Annotated in this window: 15 protein-coding genes; 9 read left to right on the top strand and 6 right to left on the bottom strand. The window is 65.7% G+C overall.

Going from position 1 to position 15502, the window contains the following annotated elements:
* The 6 genes from FJY88_06685 to FJY88_06660 all read left to right on the top strand — a co-directional run.
* Positions 1-1950 (top strand): hypothetical protein (locus FJY88_06685; GenBank protein ID MBM3287021.1); only part of this gene is annotated, 1950 nt, incomplete at its 5' end.
* 9 nt (positions 1951-1959) lie between these two features.
* Positions 1960-2793, top strand: a complete 834-nt coding sequence (locus tag FJY88_06680) for a sulfide/dihydroorotate dehydrogenase-like FAD/NAD-binding protein (GenBank protein ID MBM3287020.1) — start codon at positions 1960-1962, stop codon at positions 2791-2793.
* 20 nt (positions 2794-2813) lie between these two features.
* Positions 2814-4205, top strand: coding sequence for an NADPH-dependent glutamate synthase (gene gltA / locus FJY88_06675; protein MBM3287019.1), 1392 nt, complete (start codon positions 2814-2816; stop codon positions 4203-4205).
* 57 nt (positions 4206-4262) lie between these two features.
* On the top strand, positions 4263-4631 hold the full coding sequence (locus FJY88_06670) for a hypothetical protein (GenBank protein MBM3287018.1): 369 nt from the start codon (positions 4263-4265) through the stop codon (positions 4629-4631).
* 2 nt (positions 4632-4633) lie between these two features.
* Entirely contained in the window at positions 4634-5071 is a 438-nt protein-coding gene (locus FJY88_06665) for an anti-sigma regulatory factor (protein ID MBM3287017.1), read from the top strand.
* A complete protein-coding gene (locus FJY88_06660) occupies positions 5068-6372 on the top strand; it encodes a 4Fe-4S dicluster domain-containing protein (protein MBM3287016.1) in 1305 nt (434 codons plus the stop codon). Before FJY88_06665 ends, FJY88_06660 begins: the two co-directional genes overlap by 4 nt.
* Before the next feature lie 162 nt (positions 6373-6534).
* Here the strand turns inward: FJY88_06660 and FJY88_06655 are convergent, their stop codons facing one another.
* From FJY88_06655 to queG, 5 genes are all read right to left on the bottom strand, one after another.
* Positions 6535-7950, bottom strand: a complete 1416-nt coding sequence (locus FJY88_06655) for an MFS transporter (GenBank protein ID MBM3287015.1) — start codon at positions 7948-7950, stop codon at positions 6535-6537.
* Entirely contained in the window at positions 7917-8687 is a 771-nt protein-coding gene (locus FJY88_06650) for a DUF4412 domain-containing protein (GenBank protein MBM3287014.1), read from the bottom strand. The genes FJY88_06655 and FJY88_06650 overlap by 34 nt, the downstream gene beginning before the upstream one ends.
* Before the next feature lie 87 nt (positions 8688-8774).
* Complete coding sequence (locus FJY88_06645) at positions 8775-9002, bottom strand: NifU family protein (protein MBM3287013.1); 228 nt, start codon at positions 9000-9002, stop codon at positions 8775-8777.
* A gap of 88 nt (positions 9003-9090) precedes the next feature.
* Positions 9091-10023, bottom strand: a complete 933-nt coding sequence (locus FJY88_06640; GenBank protein ID MBM3287012.1) for a hypothetical protein — start codon at positions 10021-10023, stop codon at positions 9091-9093.
* Positions 10020-11120, bottom strand: a complete 1101-nt coding sequence (gene queG / locus FJY88_06635) for a tRNA epoxyqueuosine(34) reductase QueG (protein MBM3287011.1) — start codon at positions 11118-11120, stop codon at positions 10020-10022. The genes FJY88_06640 and queG overlap by 4 nt, the downstream gene beginning before the upstream one ends.
* A 3-nt stretch (positions 11121-11123) precedes the next feature.
* Here queG and FJY88_06630 point away from each other — a divergent pair, with 3 nt between their 5' ends.
* The 3 genes from FJY88_06630 to FJY88_06620 are packed head-to-tail and all read left to right on the top strand — an operon-like array spanning position 11124 to position 14684.
* Positions 11124-11864, top strand: coding sequence for a TlpA family protein disulfide reductase (locus tag FJY88_06630; GenBank protein ID MBM3287010.1), 741 nt, complete (start codon positions 11124-11126; stop codon positions 11862-11864).
* The gene (locus FJY88_06625) at positions 11861-13399 is read left to right on the top strand and encodes a hypothetical protein (protein ID MBM3287009.1); all 1539 of its coding nucleotides are present in this window, start codon (positions 11861-11863) and stop codon (positions 13397-13399) included. Before FJY88_06630 ends, FJY88_06625 begins: the two co-directional genes overlap by 4 nt.
* Positions 13302-14684 (top strand): PEGA domain-containing protein, encoded by a 1383-nt coding sequence (locus tag FJY88_06620; protein ID MBM3287008.1) that lies wholly within the window; start codon positions 13302-13304, stop codon positions 14682-14684. Before FJY88_06625 ends, FJY88_06620 begins: the two co-directional genes overlap by 98 nt.
* 21 nt (positions 14685-14705) lie before the next feature.
* Here the strand turns inward: FJY88_06620 and FJY88_06615 are convergent, their stop codons facing one another.
* On the bottom strand, positions 14706-15335 hold the full coding sequence (locus FJY88_06615) for a hypothetical protein (protein MBM3287007.1): 630 nt from the start codon (positions 15333-15335) through the stop codon (positions 14706-14708).
* Positions 15336-15502 lie beyond the last annotated feature (167 nt).

Below are 15502 nucleotides of genomic sequence, written 5' to 3'. Positions count from 1 at the left end.
ATCGGCACAGCCTTCGGCAGAAGCCACGTGGAGGCCGGATGCGAGTTCTGCGGGGCGTGCGTGGGCGTCTGCCCCACCGGAGCGCTGACAGACAAAGTGTCCAAATGGGATGGCCAACCCGATGGACTCCAGGTTTCCACCTGTCCGTTCTGCGCACTCGGCTGCCAGCTCGAACTCAAGCACAGAAACGGCAGGCTCTCGCGCGCCGAGGCGCATCTCGACCCTGAGATCAACGACGGGCAACTCTGCGTCCGCGGCCGGTTCTGTCTTCCCGAAGTGACCCACCACCACGAGCGGGCGAAGAGGCCGGTCTTGAAGCGCGGGAGCTACCGCCGCGAGGTCGACTGGTCCGAAGCTCTCGACGAGGTCGCGGCGCGCCTCAAGGGCCTGGCCCCCGACGACTTCCTCATGGTGGTGTCCCCGGACCTGACCAACGAGAGCCTCTTCGTTGCCCAGAAGTTCGTTCGGTCGATCCTCAAGTCGAACGGCATCGACTCCACGGCGCGCTCGACTTTCCCCGGCGGGATCGACCTCTGGGCGAAACTCCTCTCGCTTCCGATCTCCATCAAGGAGATCGCTCATGCGGACACGATCATCGCCGTGGGGCTCGATACGAGGTTCTACTTCTCGATCGTCGGCGTCGAGGTCCGGCGCGCCCTGAGAGAAGGCGCGAGGCTCGTCACGATCGATTCCCACGACTCCAATCTGGCGCGCTATGCGGACCTATGGCTGCGGACCCGTCCGGGGACCGAAGGGACCGTGCTGGGTCTTCTGGCTGATTCGCTGCTGGGAGGGAGCGCCCCGAACGCCGCGCGGATCGCCGGCAAGACAGGCGTCGATCGCGAGAAGCTCGCGAGGGCTCTCGACGCCGTCGCGCCGGGAGGCGCCGTGGCTATCGTCGTGGGTCCGTCCGCTTTCGCAGCCGATCCGGAGTATCGGCTCGCAGAAGCGCTTCTGAGGCTCGCGGAACGAGAGCAGACTTCCTTCCTGCCCCTCTTCCATGGTTCCAACACGAGAGGAGTCCTCGAACTCGGCGCCTTCCCGGAGATCCTCCCGGGACCTAGGCCTGCAGAGGGGAAGGGCATCTCGCTTGACGACCTGCTCCAGGGGAGGGCGACGCCGAAGGTCCTCTTCCTCATCGGAGAGGCGCCCTTCTTCGAGCGACCTTCGTGCGAGTACATCATCGCGCAAGACATCTACTACCCTCCCTTCGAAGTGGACGCGTTCCTCCCTGCCTCGAGCTTTGCGGAAGCGGAAGGGACTTTGACGAACGTCGAGGGACGCGTGCAGGAGAATGCCAGGATCGAGGACTTGCCGGACGGGGCGCTCACCGGATGCGCGCGTCCCGACTGGCTCATTCTGGGGATGCTGGCGGAGAGACTCTCACGCAGTGATCTCTTGTTCGAGAGCGCCGCCCGGGTTCGTGAGCAGATCCATCGCGAGGTCCCCGGCTTCCCCGAAGAACCTGATCGGCGCCAGCGAATGCTCGCCGAGACCGGAATCGGATCGCCGGCAGGGCGTCCCGCGCCCGCCCGCGGCGACGCTCGCGCTGACGGTCGCCGCTTGCTCGTCGTCCCTGGCGGGTTCAGACACCGCGGGATCGACCTCTGCGGCGTTGTGGAAGGGCTTTCCGAACTCAGCCTCGAGGAAGGGATCAGACTCCATCCCGAAGATCTTGCCGAGCTCGGAATCGAAGGCGATGGTCCCGTTCTCCTGCGGGCTGACGGGATCGAGATCCAGGCCACTGCCCGGGCGGACGCGAGCTGTCCTCCCGGCTCCATCATCGTGCATCGCCCGCTCGCATGTGGAGGGATTCCTCACCGGAAGGATCTGGAGCCCCTCTATCGCGCCAGCGGGATCCGGGAGGGAGTTCTGGTGGAACCGCAGGCAACGCCGGAAGACTCAGGCGTTGCCGGCCGGGGAGCGGGCGGACTTAAGGCAGAGTCCTGAGGACCGGGCATGTACAAGGTCGTCGTTCGCAGGATGATTGTTCCGAACATCCATGAGCTAACCGTGGAGGCTCCCCAGGTCACGGCCGCGGTGCGTCCGGGGAGCTTCGTGATTCTGAGACCGAGCGAGACCGGCGAGCGCGTTCCCCTCACCGTTGCCGACTGGGATCTCGAGGCCGGTACCGTGACCTCGATGTTCCTTCAGGTCGGGGCCTCGACATCCAGACTCGCCAGGCTGAAGGCGGGCGACACGATCCCGACCTACGCCGGTCCCCTCGGACGGGAGACGGAGATCGGCGACTTCGGAACCGTCCTCTGCGTCGCCGGCTGCTACGGGATCGGGAGCATCTACCCCATCGCGAGGGCGCTCGCCGAGGCGGGAAGCAGGGTGCACGTCCTCCTCGAAGCGCGGAGCCGGTACCTCCTGTACTGGCAGGAGAAGTTCCGGCCGGTCTGCGATCGGCTCATCGAGCTGACCCGCGACGGCTCCGCCGGCTATCGAGGGCACATCACTCGCCTGCCGGAGATCCTCGCGCTGGAGAGGATCCAGCCGGATCGGATCATCGTCAACGGATGCACCTTCCTGATGATGAAGACGTCGAACGTGACTCGCGAACTCGGAACCAAGACGATCGTCAACATGAATCCGATCATGATCGACGGCACCGGCATGTGCGGCGTCTGCCGCCTCACCGTCGCGGGGAGGATGAAGTTCGCCTGCGTCGACGGGCCCGACTTCGACGGGCACGAAGTGGACTGGGAGGAGTTCCTGAAACGGAGGAAGACCTACAACCCCGAGGAGGTCCAGCCGCTGCGGCGCAGCGGATGCGCTTCGCACTTCTAGGGTGCGAAGGAGGTCCAAGCGTGGCGAAGAGAATCGAGTCCAGGAAGACGCCCATGCCGAAACAGGAACCCTTCGAGAGGGTCAGGAACTTCGACGAGGTGGCGCTCGGCTACACGCCGGAACAGGCCAAGGAGGAAGCCTCCCGTTGCCTCGGCTGCAAGAAGCCCCACTGCGTGAACGGCTGCCCGGTCAACATCGACATCCCCGGATTCGTCCAGTGCGTCGTCAGCGACGACTTCAGCGCGGGGATCAAGAAGCTGAAGGAGAGAAACGCCCTGCCCGCCGTGTGCGGCCGTGTCTGTCCGCAGGAGGAGCAGTGTGAGAAGTTCTGCGTCCTCGGCAAGAAGCACGAGCCGGTGGCCATCGGGCGGTTGGAGCGCTTCCTTGCCGACTGGGAAGCCGCGAGCGGGGCCATCGAGAAGCCTGCGATGGCGAGCCCTAACGGCAAGAAGATCGCGGTGGTCGGTTCCGGTCCGGCGGGGATCACCGTGGCCAGCGACATGGCGCTACTGGGGTACAGCGTCACGATCTTCGAGGCGCTGCACGAGGCCGGCGGTGTGCTCACCTACGGCATACCCGAGTTCCGGCTGCCAAAGGCGATCGTGCGCCGTGAGGTCGAGTACGTGACGAGCCTCGGCGTCACGCTGCATCTGGACCATATCGTTGGAAAGACCCGCACCGTGGATAGGATCCTCGAGGAATACGATGCGATGTTCATCGCGGCGGGGGCGGGACTGCCGTGGTTCATGGAAGTCCCAGGAGAAAACTTGAACGGCGTCTACTCGGCGAACGAATACCTCACCCGCTGCAACCTGATGAAGGGTTTCCGCTTCCCCGCATGGGACACGCCCCTCAAGAGGGCCGCGCGCGTTGCCGTCTTTGGAGGAGGGAACGTCGCGATGGACTCGGCCCGCACGGCTCTGCGTTTGGGCGCCGACGAAGTCCACATCGTCTATCGCCGCAGCAGAAGCGAGATGCCGGCAAGGCTGGAAGAACTCGAGAACGCCGAGGAGGAGGGGGTGACATTCGATTACCTGACCCTCCCGGTTCGGTTGCTGGGCAACGACCAGGGATGGCTCACGGAGATCGAGTGCTTGAAGATGGAGCTGGGTGAGCCTGACGAATCGGGGCGCCGGCGGCCCGTGCCCATCAAGGGATCCGAGTTTCGCATGAGCGCGGATGCGGTGGTCTGCGCCATCGGAAACAGCCCGAATCCGCTGATCCCGATGTCCACCCCCGGATTGACGGTGGGCAAGAAGGGGAACATCGTCGCCGACGAGGAGACTGGCCGTACTTCCCGCGAGAGGGTCTGGGCCGGAGGCGACGTCGTCACAGGCGCGGCGACCGTCATCAGCGCCATGGGGGCGGGAAGAAAGGCCGCGCAGTCCATACACCAGACGCTTTCGGGTTGAGACGGGCATCTGGAATCTGCCTGCTCGGCCGCCGAGGGCAAGGATGGGAAGCCGCCGATGAGCGCTGAACCAGAAACGTCCATGAGCCTTGCGGCCATCCGGGACCTCCTGGAATGCGAGGTCCTGGCCTGCCCCGAACTCCTGGGGACCGAGATCAGCACAGTTGTCGCTGCCGACGGCATGAGCGTCGTCTTGACCGCCCTTTGCCGGCGCGCCTTTCTCGTCACCGGCCTCGCGAACATCCAGGCGGTCCGAACCGCGCACGTAGCCGATCTGGCCGCCATCCTCTTTGTGAGGGGCGTCCGCCCCAACGAGAAGACGATCGACCATGCGCGCCAGAGGAGCATCGCCATCCTGGCCACGCGACTTGGGATGTTCGATTGCTGCGGGATTCTGCGGAACCAGGGTCTCAGGGGTGTCACATAGCCATGGAGTCCGACGTTCTCCTCAGGAAGACCTTCGAGGTCCATGGCCTGGACTTCGATAAGGCCGGCGAAACCTCTGCAGAGGTGAAGGCGATCCTGTCGGACATCGGGATGGATCCCGACATCATCCTGCGCGCGGGGGTGGTGACGTTCGAGGCGGAGATGAATGTCGTGATGTACGCAGCCCGGGCCACGGTCATCTTCACGCTGACCGAGGAGGATCTTTCAATCGAGGTCGTGGACGACGGTCCCGGCATTCCGGACATTGAGCTGGCCTTGCAAGAGGGGTATTCGACCGCCAGCGATGAAATGCGCGAGATGGGATTCGGCTACGGCATGGGCCTGCCGAACATCAAGAAGACCTCGGACAGGTTTGAACTCGGGTCGGAGGTCGGGAAAGGAACCAGACTCTTGTCTGTGATCCACCTGAACGCGAAATGAGCGCTCTCGCCCACGGATTCCGGATCGACGAGGAGAAGTGCCAAGGCTGCCTTGCCTGCATGCGGGTCTGTCCGACCCACGCGATCCGGGTCAGGCAGGGGAGGGCGCGGTACACGCCGGAGCGGTGCATCGACTGCGGCGTCTGCCTCTCCTCGTGCCAATGGGGCGCGATCGCGCCCACGACCTCCTCCGTGAAGGATCTCTGCGGATTCAAGTTCAGGGTCGCGATTCCCTCCCCGGTCCTGTTCGGCCAGTTTCCCGCAGGCATCTCCCCCGCCCACATCTCTCAAGGCCTCCTCATGTTGGGCTTTGACGCGGTCTGGGACTTCGCCGTCGAGATCAGCCTCGTCGACAGGGCGATCAAGGAATACCTCGAGAACTGGAAGGGGCCCCTGCCCCTGATCTCCGTCGCCTGCCCTGTCGTCGTGCGTCTCGTGCAGGTCGCCTATCCGAGGATGGTGGATCAGCTCATTTGCATTCAGCCCCCACGGGAGATCGCTGGCCGCGAAGCCAAACGACGATACTCGGGGGAACTCGGCATTCCCAGGGACCAGATCGCGGCCATCCACATTACCCCGTGCCAGGCGAAGACCATCTCGATTCTCGAGCCTGCCGAGAGGGTGGAGAGCAACCTGGACGGGACCCTGGGCATCTCCGAGGTCTACAACGCGATCGTCGCGAGCGCGAACACCATGAAGGCCGAGCCGGAGAAGCCGCCCAAGGCGGTTCCTATCAGGAGCGCCGCTCTCCTGCGATCATGCCTGGGCGACGGGCTCAGCCAGGTACTGGCCCACCACCGCTATCTGCATGTCACTGGCATCTCGAACATCACCCAGGTGTTCGATGACATCGAGAAGGGCAGGCTGCGCAACGTGGAGTTCGTCGAGGCGCACAGTTGCTGGAGCGGTTGCGCCGGCGGCAACCTGACGGTCGCCAACGTCTACGTCACCCTCAGCAAAATGCAGTCGCTCCTCGACAGGCTTCCGGACATGGACCGCGAGACGCTGGCGGAGGTCGAGAGACGGTATTCGACGGAGGATTTCGGCCTCGGACGGCCGATCCTGCCGCGACCGGCACGGGGTCATTCGGGCAACCTGAGTGAACGGGTGAGAGCGGTCCGCGAGGCGGAAGCGCTCTTGACGAAACTCCCGGGCCTGGACTGCGGCCTGTGCGGAGCCCCCACGTGCAAGGAGATGGCGAAGGACGTCAGCATCGGCGACGCCTTGCTCAGCGAGTGCATCTACCATTCGAATGATCTCCAACGATCCAGGGAGAGCAAGCGCATCCCCAAGGAGAAGTAGTTCTCGTCACCGGGTGTCGTGGGCGCAGTCGCTGCGCCCGCGGCAGGGGGCGACAGCGAGAAGGCGACGCAACCGGCAAACCACCTTGCGGTGCCCTCGCAGGGAGAACCGCTCCTGGCAGAGCGCCGCGCTCCCCTTTCGCCAGCGGCAACCAACTGGGCTTCAGCCGGCATCACGACTTCCCTCCCCACCCCTCGACGCGGAGATCGGAACGCCGGCCAGCGCTACGGCCCCGGCCACGAGAAACCCGGCGCGGATCGCGCTGTGGAGATCCGCCCCGCGGGCCAGCAGGGTGGTGAGGATCGCTCCCGAGAGACCCACGCCCAACGCCATGCCGAGGTTGCGCGCCGTCGCCAGCACACCCCCCGCGATCCCCTGCCGGTGCTTGGGCGCCGCCCCCATGAGGGCGCTGCTGTTGGGGGAGATGAAGATCCCCGTCCCGAGACCGACCACGGCCAGCCCCGCGCCGATCTCCCAGCGGCTCGATGCGGCGTCAAGGCTGGCCAGAAGGAATAGGCCTGTCGCCAGTATCGCCATCCCGAGCGTGCTCGGTCCTCTCGATCCGACGCGGTCCGCGACGGCGCCGCTCAGGGGAGCGGTGATCGCCATGGCCAGGGGCTGACAGGTCAGGAGCAGACCGGCTTCCGAGACGGACATGCGCATCCCCCTGATGAGCAGAAACGGCATCAGAAAGAGGCAGATGAAGATGGCGAGGTAGTTGAGCATCGCGCTCGCGGCGGCAGCCGAGAAGATCCGGCTCCGGAAGAGGCCGAGATCGAGCATCGGGGCCCGGTCCCTGCGCTCGACGGCGACGAAGAGAGTCAGAAGCGCGACCGAGGCCACGAGGAGCAGCAGAATCGGCGCGGAGTCCCAGCCTCGCGAGTACCCCTGATTGAGAAAGAGGAGCAGGGCGAGAAGACCGACCGTGAATGCGCCGGCGCCCATCAGGTCGAATCGCTTCTCGCCTCCCTGGGCGCTCTCGCGGGGCAGGACGCGCCAGGCGATCAGGAGCGCCGCGAGACCCACGGGGACGTTGACATAGAAAACGGCGCGCCAGCCCAGGTTGGCGGCGATCCAGCCTCCGAGGCTCGGACCGGCCGTAAGACCGATGTAGGTCATCATGGAGAGCAGGCCCAGGACGCGGCCCCTGTCCTCGGCCCGAAAGCTCCCGGTGAGGATCGCCGGGGAGTTCGCGAAGAGCATCGCGGCGCCGATTCCCTGCGCGACGCGGGAAGCGATGAGGGCGCCGGCGGACGGGGAGATCGCGCAGAGGGTCGAACCGGCGATGAACCCGACGAAGCCCCAGAGGTAGATGGTCCTGTGTCCCAGGATGTCGCCGAGCCGTCCGAAGCTGAGAAGAAGGGCGCTCACGGCCAGGAGAAAGACCGTCAGGACCCACTGCACGGTCGCGATGCCGCTGCCGAGAGAGGACTGGATCACCGGGAGCGTCGCGTTGACGGCGCTCCCGCCGAATGCGGACATGAAAGCGCCCGCGCCGATCGCCGAGAAGACCCACCAGGGGCGGCGCGCGGGCGGCGCGGCGGTCACTCCCCGAAGGCTCCCTTCTCCTTCTTCCATCCGGCCGGCACCTCGAACTTCTCGGCGCCGATCGACCCCTTCTCCAGGCGGACCACCTCGGAGCGCCAGGACTCCTTCCCCTTCTTGTCCTTCGCGATGGTCAGGATCGGGAATCCGGGAACCTGATCCTCCCCCGGATTCTCGTAGTCCTTCATGAGCTCCTCGAGGCTGTCCATGCCCGGCAGGATCTCCTGCATGAACTCCGCGAACTCCTTGAAGACCGATAGCTCCGCGGGATCCAGATTGATCGCCTTCGGATCGGTCGCCCACACCTCGCTAGTCGCCTCGTCCCCGGTATCGACCGTATATCCCTTGCATCGGAAACCGTTGATCTCACGGCTCTGCCCCAGCGGAGTGACGATCCGCTTCGACTTCTGCTTCGCCCCCGGCACGTTCCCCATCATCTTCTCCATCATCGCCCGCTGCTCCGGGGAGGCCTCTTTCAGCGCTTCCTGCATCCGCGCCATGGCTTCGTCTATCTTCTGTCCCATCGCCTTCGCGTCCGCCTCGGTCATTTCCGTGTACTTCTTCTTGCCGAGGTCCACCATCCAGAGGACCTTCTTGTCTCCCCGGAAGATCACCATGCCGTCCTTGATGTCTGAGCGGAACATGTGCTCGGCCAAGTACATCATGTGGGTCTCTTCGTTGTGCTTGGTCTCGATCGTCACATCGGCCCTTGCCTCGCCGCCGAGAAGAGCACCGAGCAGAACGGGCAGGAGCAACCATCGAAGCTTCATGCGAACCCCCTTGTGAAAGCGAACGAGGAGGCCGCTGCGGGAGTCCCCGCGCGCGCCCCCCCGGCATCATCGCGCCTCATCGAGGTATCAGACCGTGACGAGCCCCTCGAACTCGGAGAGCTCTTCCCGGAGCGCCTTCTCGACGCCGAACTGCAGGGTCATCGCGGAGCTGGGGCAATGCCCGCAGGCGCCCACCAGCCTCACGTAGACCTTGTTGTCCTTCACATCGATCAGCTCTATGTTCCCGCCGTCCATCATGAGCGCGGGACGAACCCTACGATCGAAAACCCCTTCGACTTGCTTGCGATCCAGCATGATAGATGATCTCCCAGAGTGGCGGATTGTTGCTCACCGGTCAAAACGCGACCTCGAAACCGAGACTAGCCGCCCGGGAGAACGAGTGTCAAGGAGCGCCGGACGCCTCGCCGAGCGTATCGAGATGCGCGGCGAACCAGCGGACCGTCTCCCGGATCGCCTTTCGCATGGGAGGCGTCTCACCCCGAAAGGGATGGACGCCGCCGAAGGTGTGCCCGGTCTTCTGAAGGATGAGAAGCCGGGCCCGCTCTCCGCACATCCCGTCCCGCGCCGCCCGATGCAGGGCCGTCCCCTCGTCGAGCTTCACCGTGTCGTCGGCGTCTCCATGGACGATCAGCCAGGGGAGATCGATCCTGCCGGCTGCGCGAAGGATGTCGAAGCGCTCCGCGTCGTTCCGGAGCTCCTCCCAGAGCGCGCCGCGCATCTGGAAGACTTGGCCGGTCCGGACGTTCGCCACCGGAACCGTCTCGCCCCGCTCCCAGGCTTCGTGGGCCGAGCGATCGTAACGGTCGGCATAGGAGATCGCCGCCCAGGTGGCCAACGCCTGAATGGACCGATCCGCGGCGGCATGGAGAATGGCCATCCCGCCCCCGCGGCTCACTCCCAGCAGACCGAGCTTCGGGCGGCGGCCCATCGCTTCCCCCCTCGCCCTCAGGAATGCTGCCGCCAGAGCGATGTCGCGAAGCTCCTTGCCGTAGGTGTTCGACTCGAACGCTTCGGGGTCGTCGAACCGATCGCCGTCCTCCCTGATGCCCGCGCCGCTCACGTTGAATCTGAGAGCGAGCAATCCGCCCTCCGCCAGGGCGTCGCAGAGGTGCGGGAAGAAGCCCCAGTCCTTGAATCCCTTGAATCCGTGGATGACGAGGACCGCGCCCAGCCCCTCGCGGCCCGCCGAGTCCCCGGGACCACGAACCGAGCCCCCGCCCTGCGGGCTCTTCGTGTCCGCGGGGATGTGGAGGTCGCCCGCCAGCGGTCGCCCCTTCTCGCGCGGGATTCGAATCGCCTCTCTTCCGGCCATCATCGTCTCCTCTCGTTTCGCATCGCTGCTTCTACATTCCTGAGAAAGGCTCCGCGACCAACATGAGCGACCGGGTTCCCGCCGAACCGCCGGTCGAACTCAGCCTCGCCGGCCTCGCGCCACTCCCGCAGCGCCCGGCCGAGATTCTCGATGCGCGGAGCGAAGCGGGGCTCCTCCGCACGCGGCGCCCGTTCGTTCCAGGGACACACCTCCTGGCACACGTCACAGCCGAAGATCCAGTTCCCTGTCCGGATCTCGATCTCGGGATCGATCTCGCCCTTCCGCTCGATCGTCCAATACGAGAGACAGCGCCTCGCATCGAGAAGATAGGGCTCGACGATCGCGCCCGTCGGACAGGCCTCGACGCAGCGCGAGCAGCCCCCGCAGCGGTCCTCCACAGCGCCGGTCGGAGACAGAGCGAGCGTCGTGAGGACTTCCCCGAGGACAAACCAGCTGCCCCGCCCTGGATCGATCATCAGCGTGTGCTTCCCCATCCAGCCGATTCCGGCCTGCGCGGCAAGGGCCTTCTCCATGATCGGGGAGGTGTCGACAGCGACCCTCGCTCGCGCCTCGGGCCACTCCCTGCGGATCCGCGATGAGAGGGCCTCGAGCTTCTCCTTCACGACAGCGTGATAGTCATCCCCCCAGGCGTAGCGGGAGATCCTCCCGAGCTCGGGCCGACCGGCCGCCGGATCATCGCCTGTGCTGTAGGGAAGCGCCGCGCAGATGACGCTGCGGCATCCCCCGAGAAGGTTGCGCGGATCCCCGCGCGCGAGAGGGTCGCGGGCAAGATAGGCCATCGAGCCGTTGCGGCCTTCTTCGAGCCACCGGATGAGCCGGGGCAAGGCCGGTGAGGGCTCGGCGGGAGCGATCCCCACCGATGAGAAGCCGATCTCCCTCCCCCACTCGAGGATACGATCCCTCGCTTCGCGCGCGCCTTCCATCGGGCAGTACGATCCCAGATCGGGAGGCGGCCGACAACGCCGTGCTTGGCGCTGTCCGGCAGGGTTTCGCGACCCTCGAGGCCCTCTCCACGCGCCCGGAGAAGAACCCGGCCGCGCTCTTCCCTTCGGCCTTGGACAGGCCCGCGCAATCTCCATACAATGAAGCCGTTTCCCGGGGTCGCGGGGGAAGACCGGATATCGGCGATCTCGCCCCTTCGGGATGTCGAAGCAAGGCGCACCGAGTCCAAGAACGCAGGGAAAGGGAGTCCTGAATTGAAGGCGATTCGAAGCCCCATCGCTCCGTGGCCTCTGTTGGCCCTCATCGTCGCGACCTGGTCTCCAGGCCAGGCCCAGGAGATCCAGGCATCCGCTCCCGCCGGCCCCGAGGCGGCCCTGGCATCGGGCGAGACGGCAGGGAAGCCGGCCAAGGAGAGTCCCGTCCTGAAGGCCCCCGACTTCACGGCCAAGGACCTTCAGGGGAAGGAGGTCAAGGCGTCCGAGCTTCTCAAGAAGGGGCCGATCCTCGTCGACTTCTGGACCACATGGTGCGGGCCCTGCAAGCGCGAGATGCCGGAGCTGGACAAGCTCCACAAGAAGTACCGCGACAGGGGGTTCTCCGTCGTCGCGATCTCGCAGGACGAGCCGCGCACCGTGCAGAAGGTGAAGCCCTATGTCGACTCCAACAAGTTTCAGTTTCTCGTGCTGACCGATCCGAGCAAGTCGATCGGCAACCTGTTCAACGTGAGGCAGTATCCGACCTCCTTCCTGATCGCCCAGGATCGGAAGATCGTGCACTTCGCGGAGTCGTATCTACCCGGGGACGAGAAGAAGCTCGAGGAGCTCGTGCGGGGTTTGCTGGGCCTGGGGGCGGAGAGTGAGACCTCCGGCAGCCCGAAGTGAGCTGCCTCGCCCGTCCGGCGGCCGCCCCGCGCCGGCCCGTGGCCGGCGGCCCCCTCGCAGTCATGGCCTGCGCCGCGCTAATGCTCACGGCCGGCAGCGGACTCCTGTTCATCGGCGGAGTCGCGTGGGCGGAGGAGGCGGACCTCAGGGGGGCCAATCAGCTCGAGCTCTACTACGACACGGCCCTTGAGGAGAGCCTCGTCGACGATCGCCTCGACATCGATCTGACCTGGAACCGATTCAGCGCTGGCGTCGTCTTCCTCTCCCACACGCCCTCCGACCCCCGGCTCGATCCGAACAAGTACGGGATCCGTCAGGAGGGAATCCGGAAGAGATGGGTCGGCGCCAAGCATGGACCCGTGGAGGCCAGACTCGGCGACAGCTACGCGACTCTCGGATCGGGGATGGTCCTCATGATCTACGAAGACAAGACGATCGATTTCGACAACGTAGTCGATGGAGCGCACATAAGGGCGGAGCTGGGGAGATTCGACTTCGAGGGGATCGCCGGGACGAACAGCTACGGCCGACCCGCTACGATCGTCAAGGGCCTCGCCGCCCGCTCAGATCTGGGCAAGGGTTGGTCGGTCGTCGCAAACGGGGCCCTTGTCGACTCCGTCTTCGGCGACGAGCCGAGGCCCGGGCGCGATGGCATCGCCGGGCTCCAGGGGACCGCGAGGCTTCCCGGCGGGATCGACCTAAAAGGGGAGTATGCGATCCGGCACTACTCCCCGGAGAGGAAGGGGCGTCGCTCCCCCGCCGACGGGCACGGCGGCTACTTCGCCGCGAACGCTTCCGTCGGACGGGTTGCCTTTCTGGTCGAGGGCAAGGATCTGCTTCGATTCGCGCACGCGTACGGAATCCCGCCGACAGTGGTCCGCCAGCACACGACGACGCTCCTGAACCGAGGATCGCACGTGCCGAACATCCGGCTCGATGACGAGCGGGGCATCCAGACCGAGGTCATGATCAATCCCTCCCCCGCGCTCTCGTTCACGGGCAACTGGAGCCGGTCCTACGCGCGCCACGCCGACCTCCCAGCCTGGGAGGTCGTGGGAGAGGCCGAGGCCGACTGGATCGGCACCCACTGGATCCTGCGGGCGGGCGAGACCGAGGAGAAGGTCCGCGAGGGAAGCGATCGGGTCTTCTTCGAGCGGATCACTTACGGCGGAGACGCCCAGCGCTCCTTCGGACCCTGGGCGATCGAGGTCGGCTACGAGACGCAGGCCACGCAGAAGCAGGATCTGGCGACGTCCCGCTTCGAGTGGCCGGTCGAGTATCGCGATCAGGTGGCGACGGTGAGCTTGACCCGCGCCCCGCGCCACAGCTGGTCGGTCACGACGGAGTGGAGCGATGAGCCCAACCTGGATCGCGAATCCTGGTTCTGGGCGGAGTGGAGGATCCGGCTGGGGCTCTTGGGCCAGCTGACCGTCGCGGGTGGATCTTTGCGGGGCGGACAGGTCTGCTCCGGTGGAGTGTGCAAGATCGTCGACCCATTCGAAGGAGGTCGTCTTGAGCTGCTCACGAACTTCTAGGTTGGCCGCCTCGTTTCTCGCGGCCCTCGCCCTAGCGGGCTGCGCCGACGATCTTCCGGCTCCGACAGTCGCGGAGGTCCTGCTGCGCTTCCCCGCGGATCCGCCGAGCCTGAGGCTCGGGGCATGGGTCTTCGTGGACGGGACGAGGATCCGCGGGAACCTGACGGAGGCCCAGATCGACACCTTCCTGCCGCCCGGCACCTACACCTTCGTCGTGCAGAAGACCTGCGCGGCCGTGACGCCGTCCGACACGGTGATCACGGAGATCCGCGCGGGCGTGCGTCAGACTCTCGATTTCGAGCTGCGCCCGCTGCCTGATGGAAACGCCCTGATCGTCCGATCGGAGCCTCCGGGACTGCCCGTGCTGCTCGATGGGGCACAGACGGGCCAGGTCACGCCGGCGTCGTTCGTCTGTCTCGCCCAGGGGGATCACTCCGTGGGAGTCCCGCGAGGATCACTCGACCGGGTGGGCTTCGATCTGGCCTCCGCCGACACGGCCAGGACTGTCGCGATCCCGGCGGTGGGGACCGCCGAGGTCGTCTTCGCGTTCGAATACGTTCCGAGGCCGCAGATCCGGGGCTGTCTCCTCGAGCTCATGACGGCCACATACTGCCCGAACTGTCCGAAAGCCGATGCCGCCGCCGACTCGCTGGAGCGCGATCCGCGCTACGACCCGGAGGCGTTCGCATCGGTGGAAGTGCATCTCTACTGGAGCGGCTTCGATGTCCTCTTCACCGATCAGATCGCGCAGCGTGTGCTCTTCTACGGAAACGAGCAGAACGCACCGTATGCGTTCTTCAACGGCCGGGACAGGCTCCTCGGCGCCTCAAGTCCAGATCTCGTCGCCGCCTACGCCTCGCGCGTCTCCTCCACGTACGGCCAGGATTCGAAGATCGGCCTCTACTGGAGCGATGTCCGGACCGAGGAGGAGGTCCTGACCGGAAACCTCCGGCTAGTCGCCATCGAGCCACTGGAGACATCGGATCGGCTCGAGCTTCACGCCTTCTACGCCAAGGACAGCGTCGTCGTGTGGAACCCCTATCATGTCGACTTCTTCCATGGCGTCGTCCGCAAGTATGCGGCGCCGGTCGACTTGGACATCCTGCGCGAGGAGGGGGCCATTCCCGCCGGAGGATTCCTCGATTCGTCGATCCAGTTCGATCTCGCGGAGGAAACGGTTGAAGCCGCGCGGACTCCCCGCGAGACTCGCCTGATCGCCTTCGTCCAGAACATGGCGACGCAGGAGATCCTCCAGTGCAGGGAGGCGAGGATCAGGCTGCCTTAGGATGACGGGCTGGGGGACCTTCTAGAAGCGGAACTTCAGGCCGGCGTCGACGGCGAAGGCCTCGCCCTTCGGGAACGCGTACAGGATCCCCTCATCGCTCTCGGGCCTCCAGCGGTGATAGAAGTAGCGTCCCCTGATCCCCCACGAGAGCCGTCCCGTGAGCGGGCTGTCGAACCCGAATCCGACGATCATCGACAGCGCGCTCAAGCGGTCGTCGGGGATCCTCCTGCTGTTGGATCCCGAGCCGACCACTCTCCCCGAGTCGGCGTAGTCGAAGGTGAAGTGCCCCTGCCCGCCTCCCAGCAGGATGTACGGCCTGAGCCGCTCAATCGGCTCGAAGCGGAGAAGGAGGTTCCCGGTCAGAGCCTGATACGATCCTCCCTCGAGGTCCGTCGTCGCCGGCGTCTTCCGTGGCGGCTGGTTGTACGAAGGGGCGAACTCGGCGCTCAGGGCGATGAAGTTCGAGAGGGCAAACCCGGCCTCGAAGGAGAGCCCGTAGCCTCCCTGATATGAGTTCCCGACACCCCGCGTGGCCCCGCCCTCGACATCGAGCCAGCCGCCGTTCGCTCTGACGAAGGCCTCGGCTGCCGCGTTCTCGGGCGATCTCCACGCGAGGACCAGAAGCAGCAGGAACAGGATTCGGAGCTTCATCGAGGATCTCCCCTCAGCCCACGACCAGATTGATCAGTCGATCGGGCACGAAGAAGACCTTCCGCAACGTCTTTCCCTCCATGTGCGCACGGACCCTTTCGCGGCCGGCGGCTGCGGCCTTCACCTCGTCAGCCCCGCTTCCCCGCGCCATCGAGATCGTGTCCCGC

The sequence above is a fragment of the Candidatus Eisenbacteria bacterium genome (genome assembly GCA_016867495.1).
GTDB lineage: Bacteria > Eisenbacteria > RBG-16-71-46 > CAIMUX01 > VGJL01 > VGJL01.
Note: the sequence above shows the minus strand (reverse complement) of the source record. Positions and strands in the feature narration are given on the sequence as shown.

Bases quoted from the DNA above. Each gene is read 5' to 3' on its own strand.
- FJY88_06680 (MBM3287020.1), top strand. From the start codon at position 1,960: ATGTACAAGGTCGTCGTTCGCAGGATGATTGTTCCGAACATCCATGAG.
- FJY88_06660 (MBM3287016.1), top strand. From the start codon at position 5,068: ATGAGCGCTCTCGCCCACGGATTCCGGATCGACGAGGAGAAGTGCCAA.
- FJY88_06670 (MBM3287018.1), top strand. From the start codon at position 4,263: ATGAGCGCTGAACCAGAAACGTCCATGAGCCTTGCGGCCATCCGGGAC.
- FJY88_06665 (MBM3287017.1), top strand. From the start codon at position 4,634: ATGGAGTCCGACGTTCTCCTCAGGAAGACCTTCGAGGTCCATGGCCTG.
- FJY88_06615 (MBM3287007.1), bottom strand. From the start codon at position 15,335: ATGAAGCTCCGAATCCTGTTCCTGCTGCTTCTGGTCCTCGCGTGGAGA.
- queG (MBM3287011.1), bottom strand. From the start codon at position 11,120: ATGGAGATTGCGCGGGCCTGTCCAAGGCCGAAGGGAAGAGCGCGGCCG.
- FJY88_06640 (MBM3287012.1), bottom strand. From the start codon at position 10,023: ATGATGGCCGGAAGAGAGGCGATTCGAATCCCGCGCGAGAAGGGGCGA.
- FJY88_06645 (MBM3287013.1), bottom strand. From the start codon at position 9,002: ATGCTGGATCGCAAGCAAGTCGAAGGGGTTTTCGATCGTAGGGTTCGT.
- FJY88_06655 (MBM3287015.1), bottom strand. From the start codon at position 7,950: ATGGAAGAAGGAGAAGGGAGCCTTCGGGGAGTGACCGCCGCGCCGCCC.
- FJY88_06650 (MBM3287014.1), bottom strand. From the start codon at position 8,687: ATGAAGCTTCGATGGTTGCTCCTGCCCGTTCTGCTCGGTGCTCTTCTC.
- FJY88_06630 (MBM3287010.1), top strand. From the start codon at position 11,124: ATGAAGCCGTTTCCCGGGGTCGCGGGGGAAGACCGGATATCGGCGATC.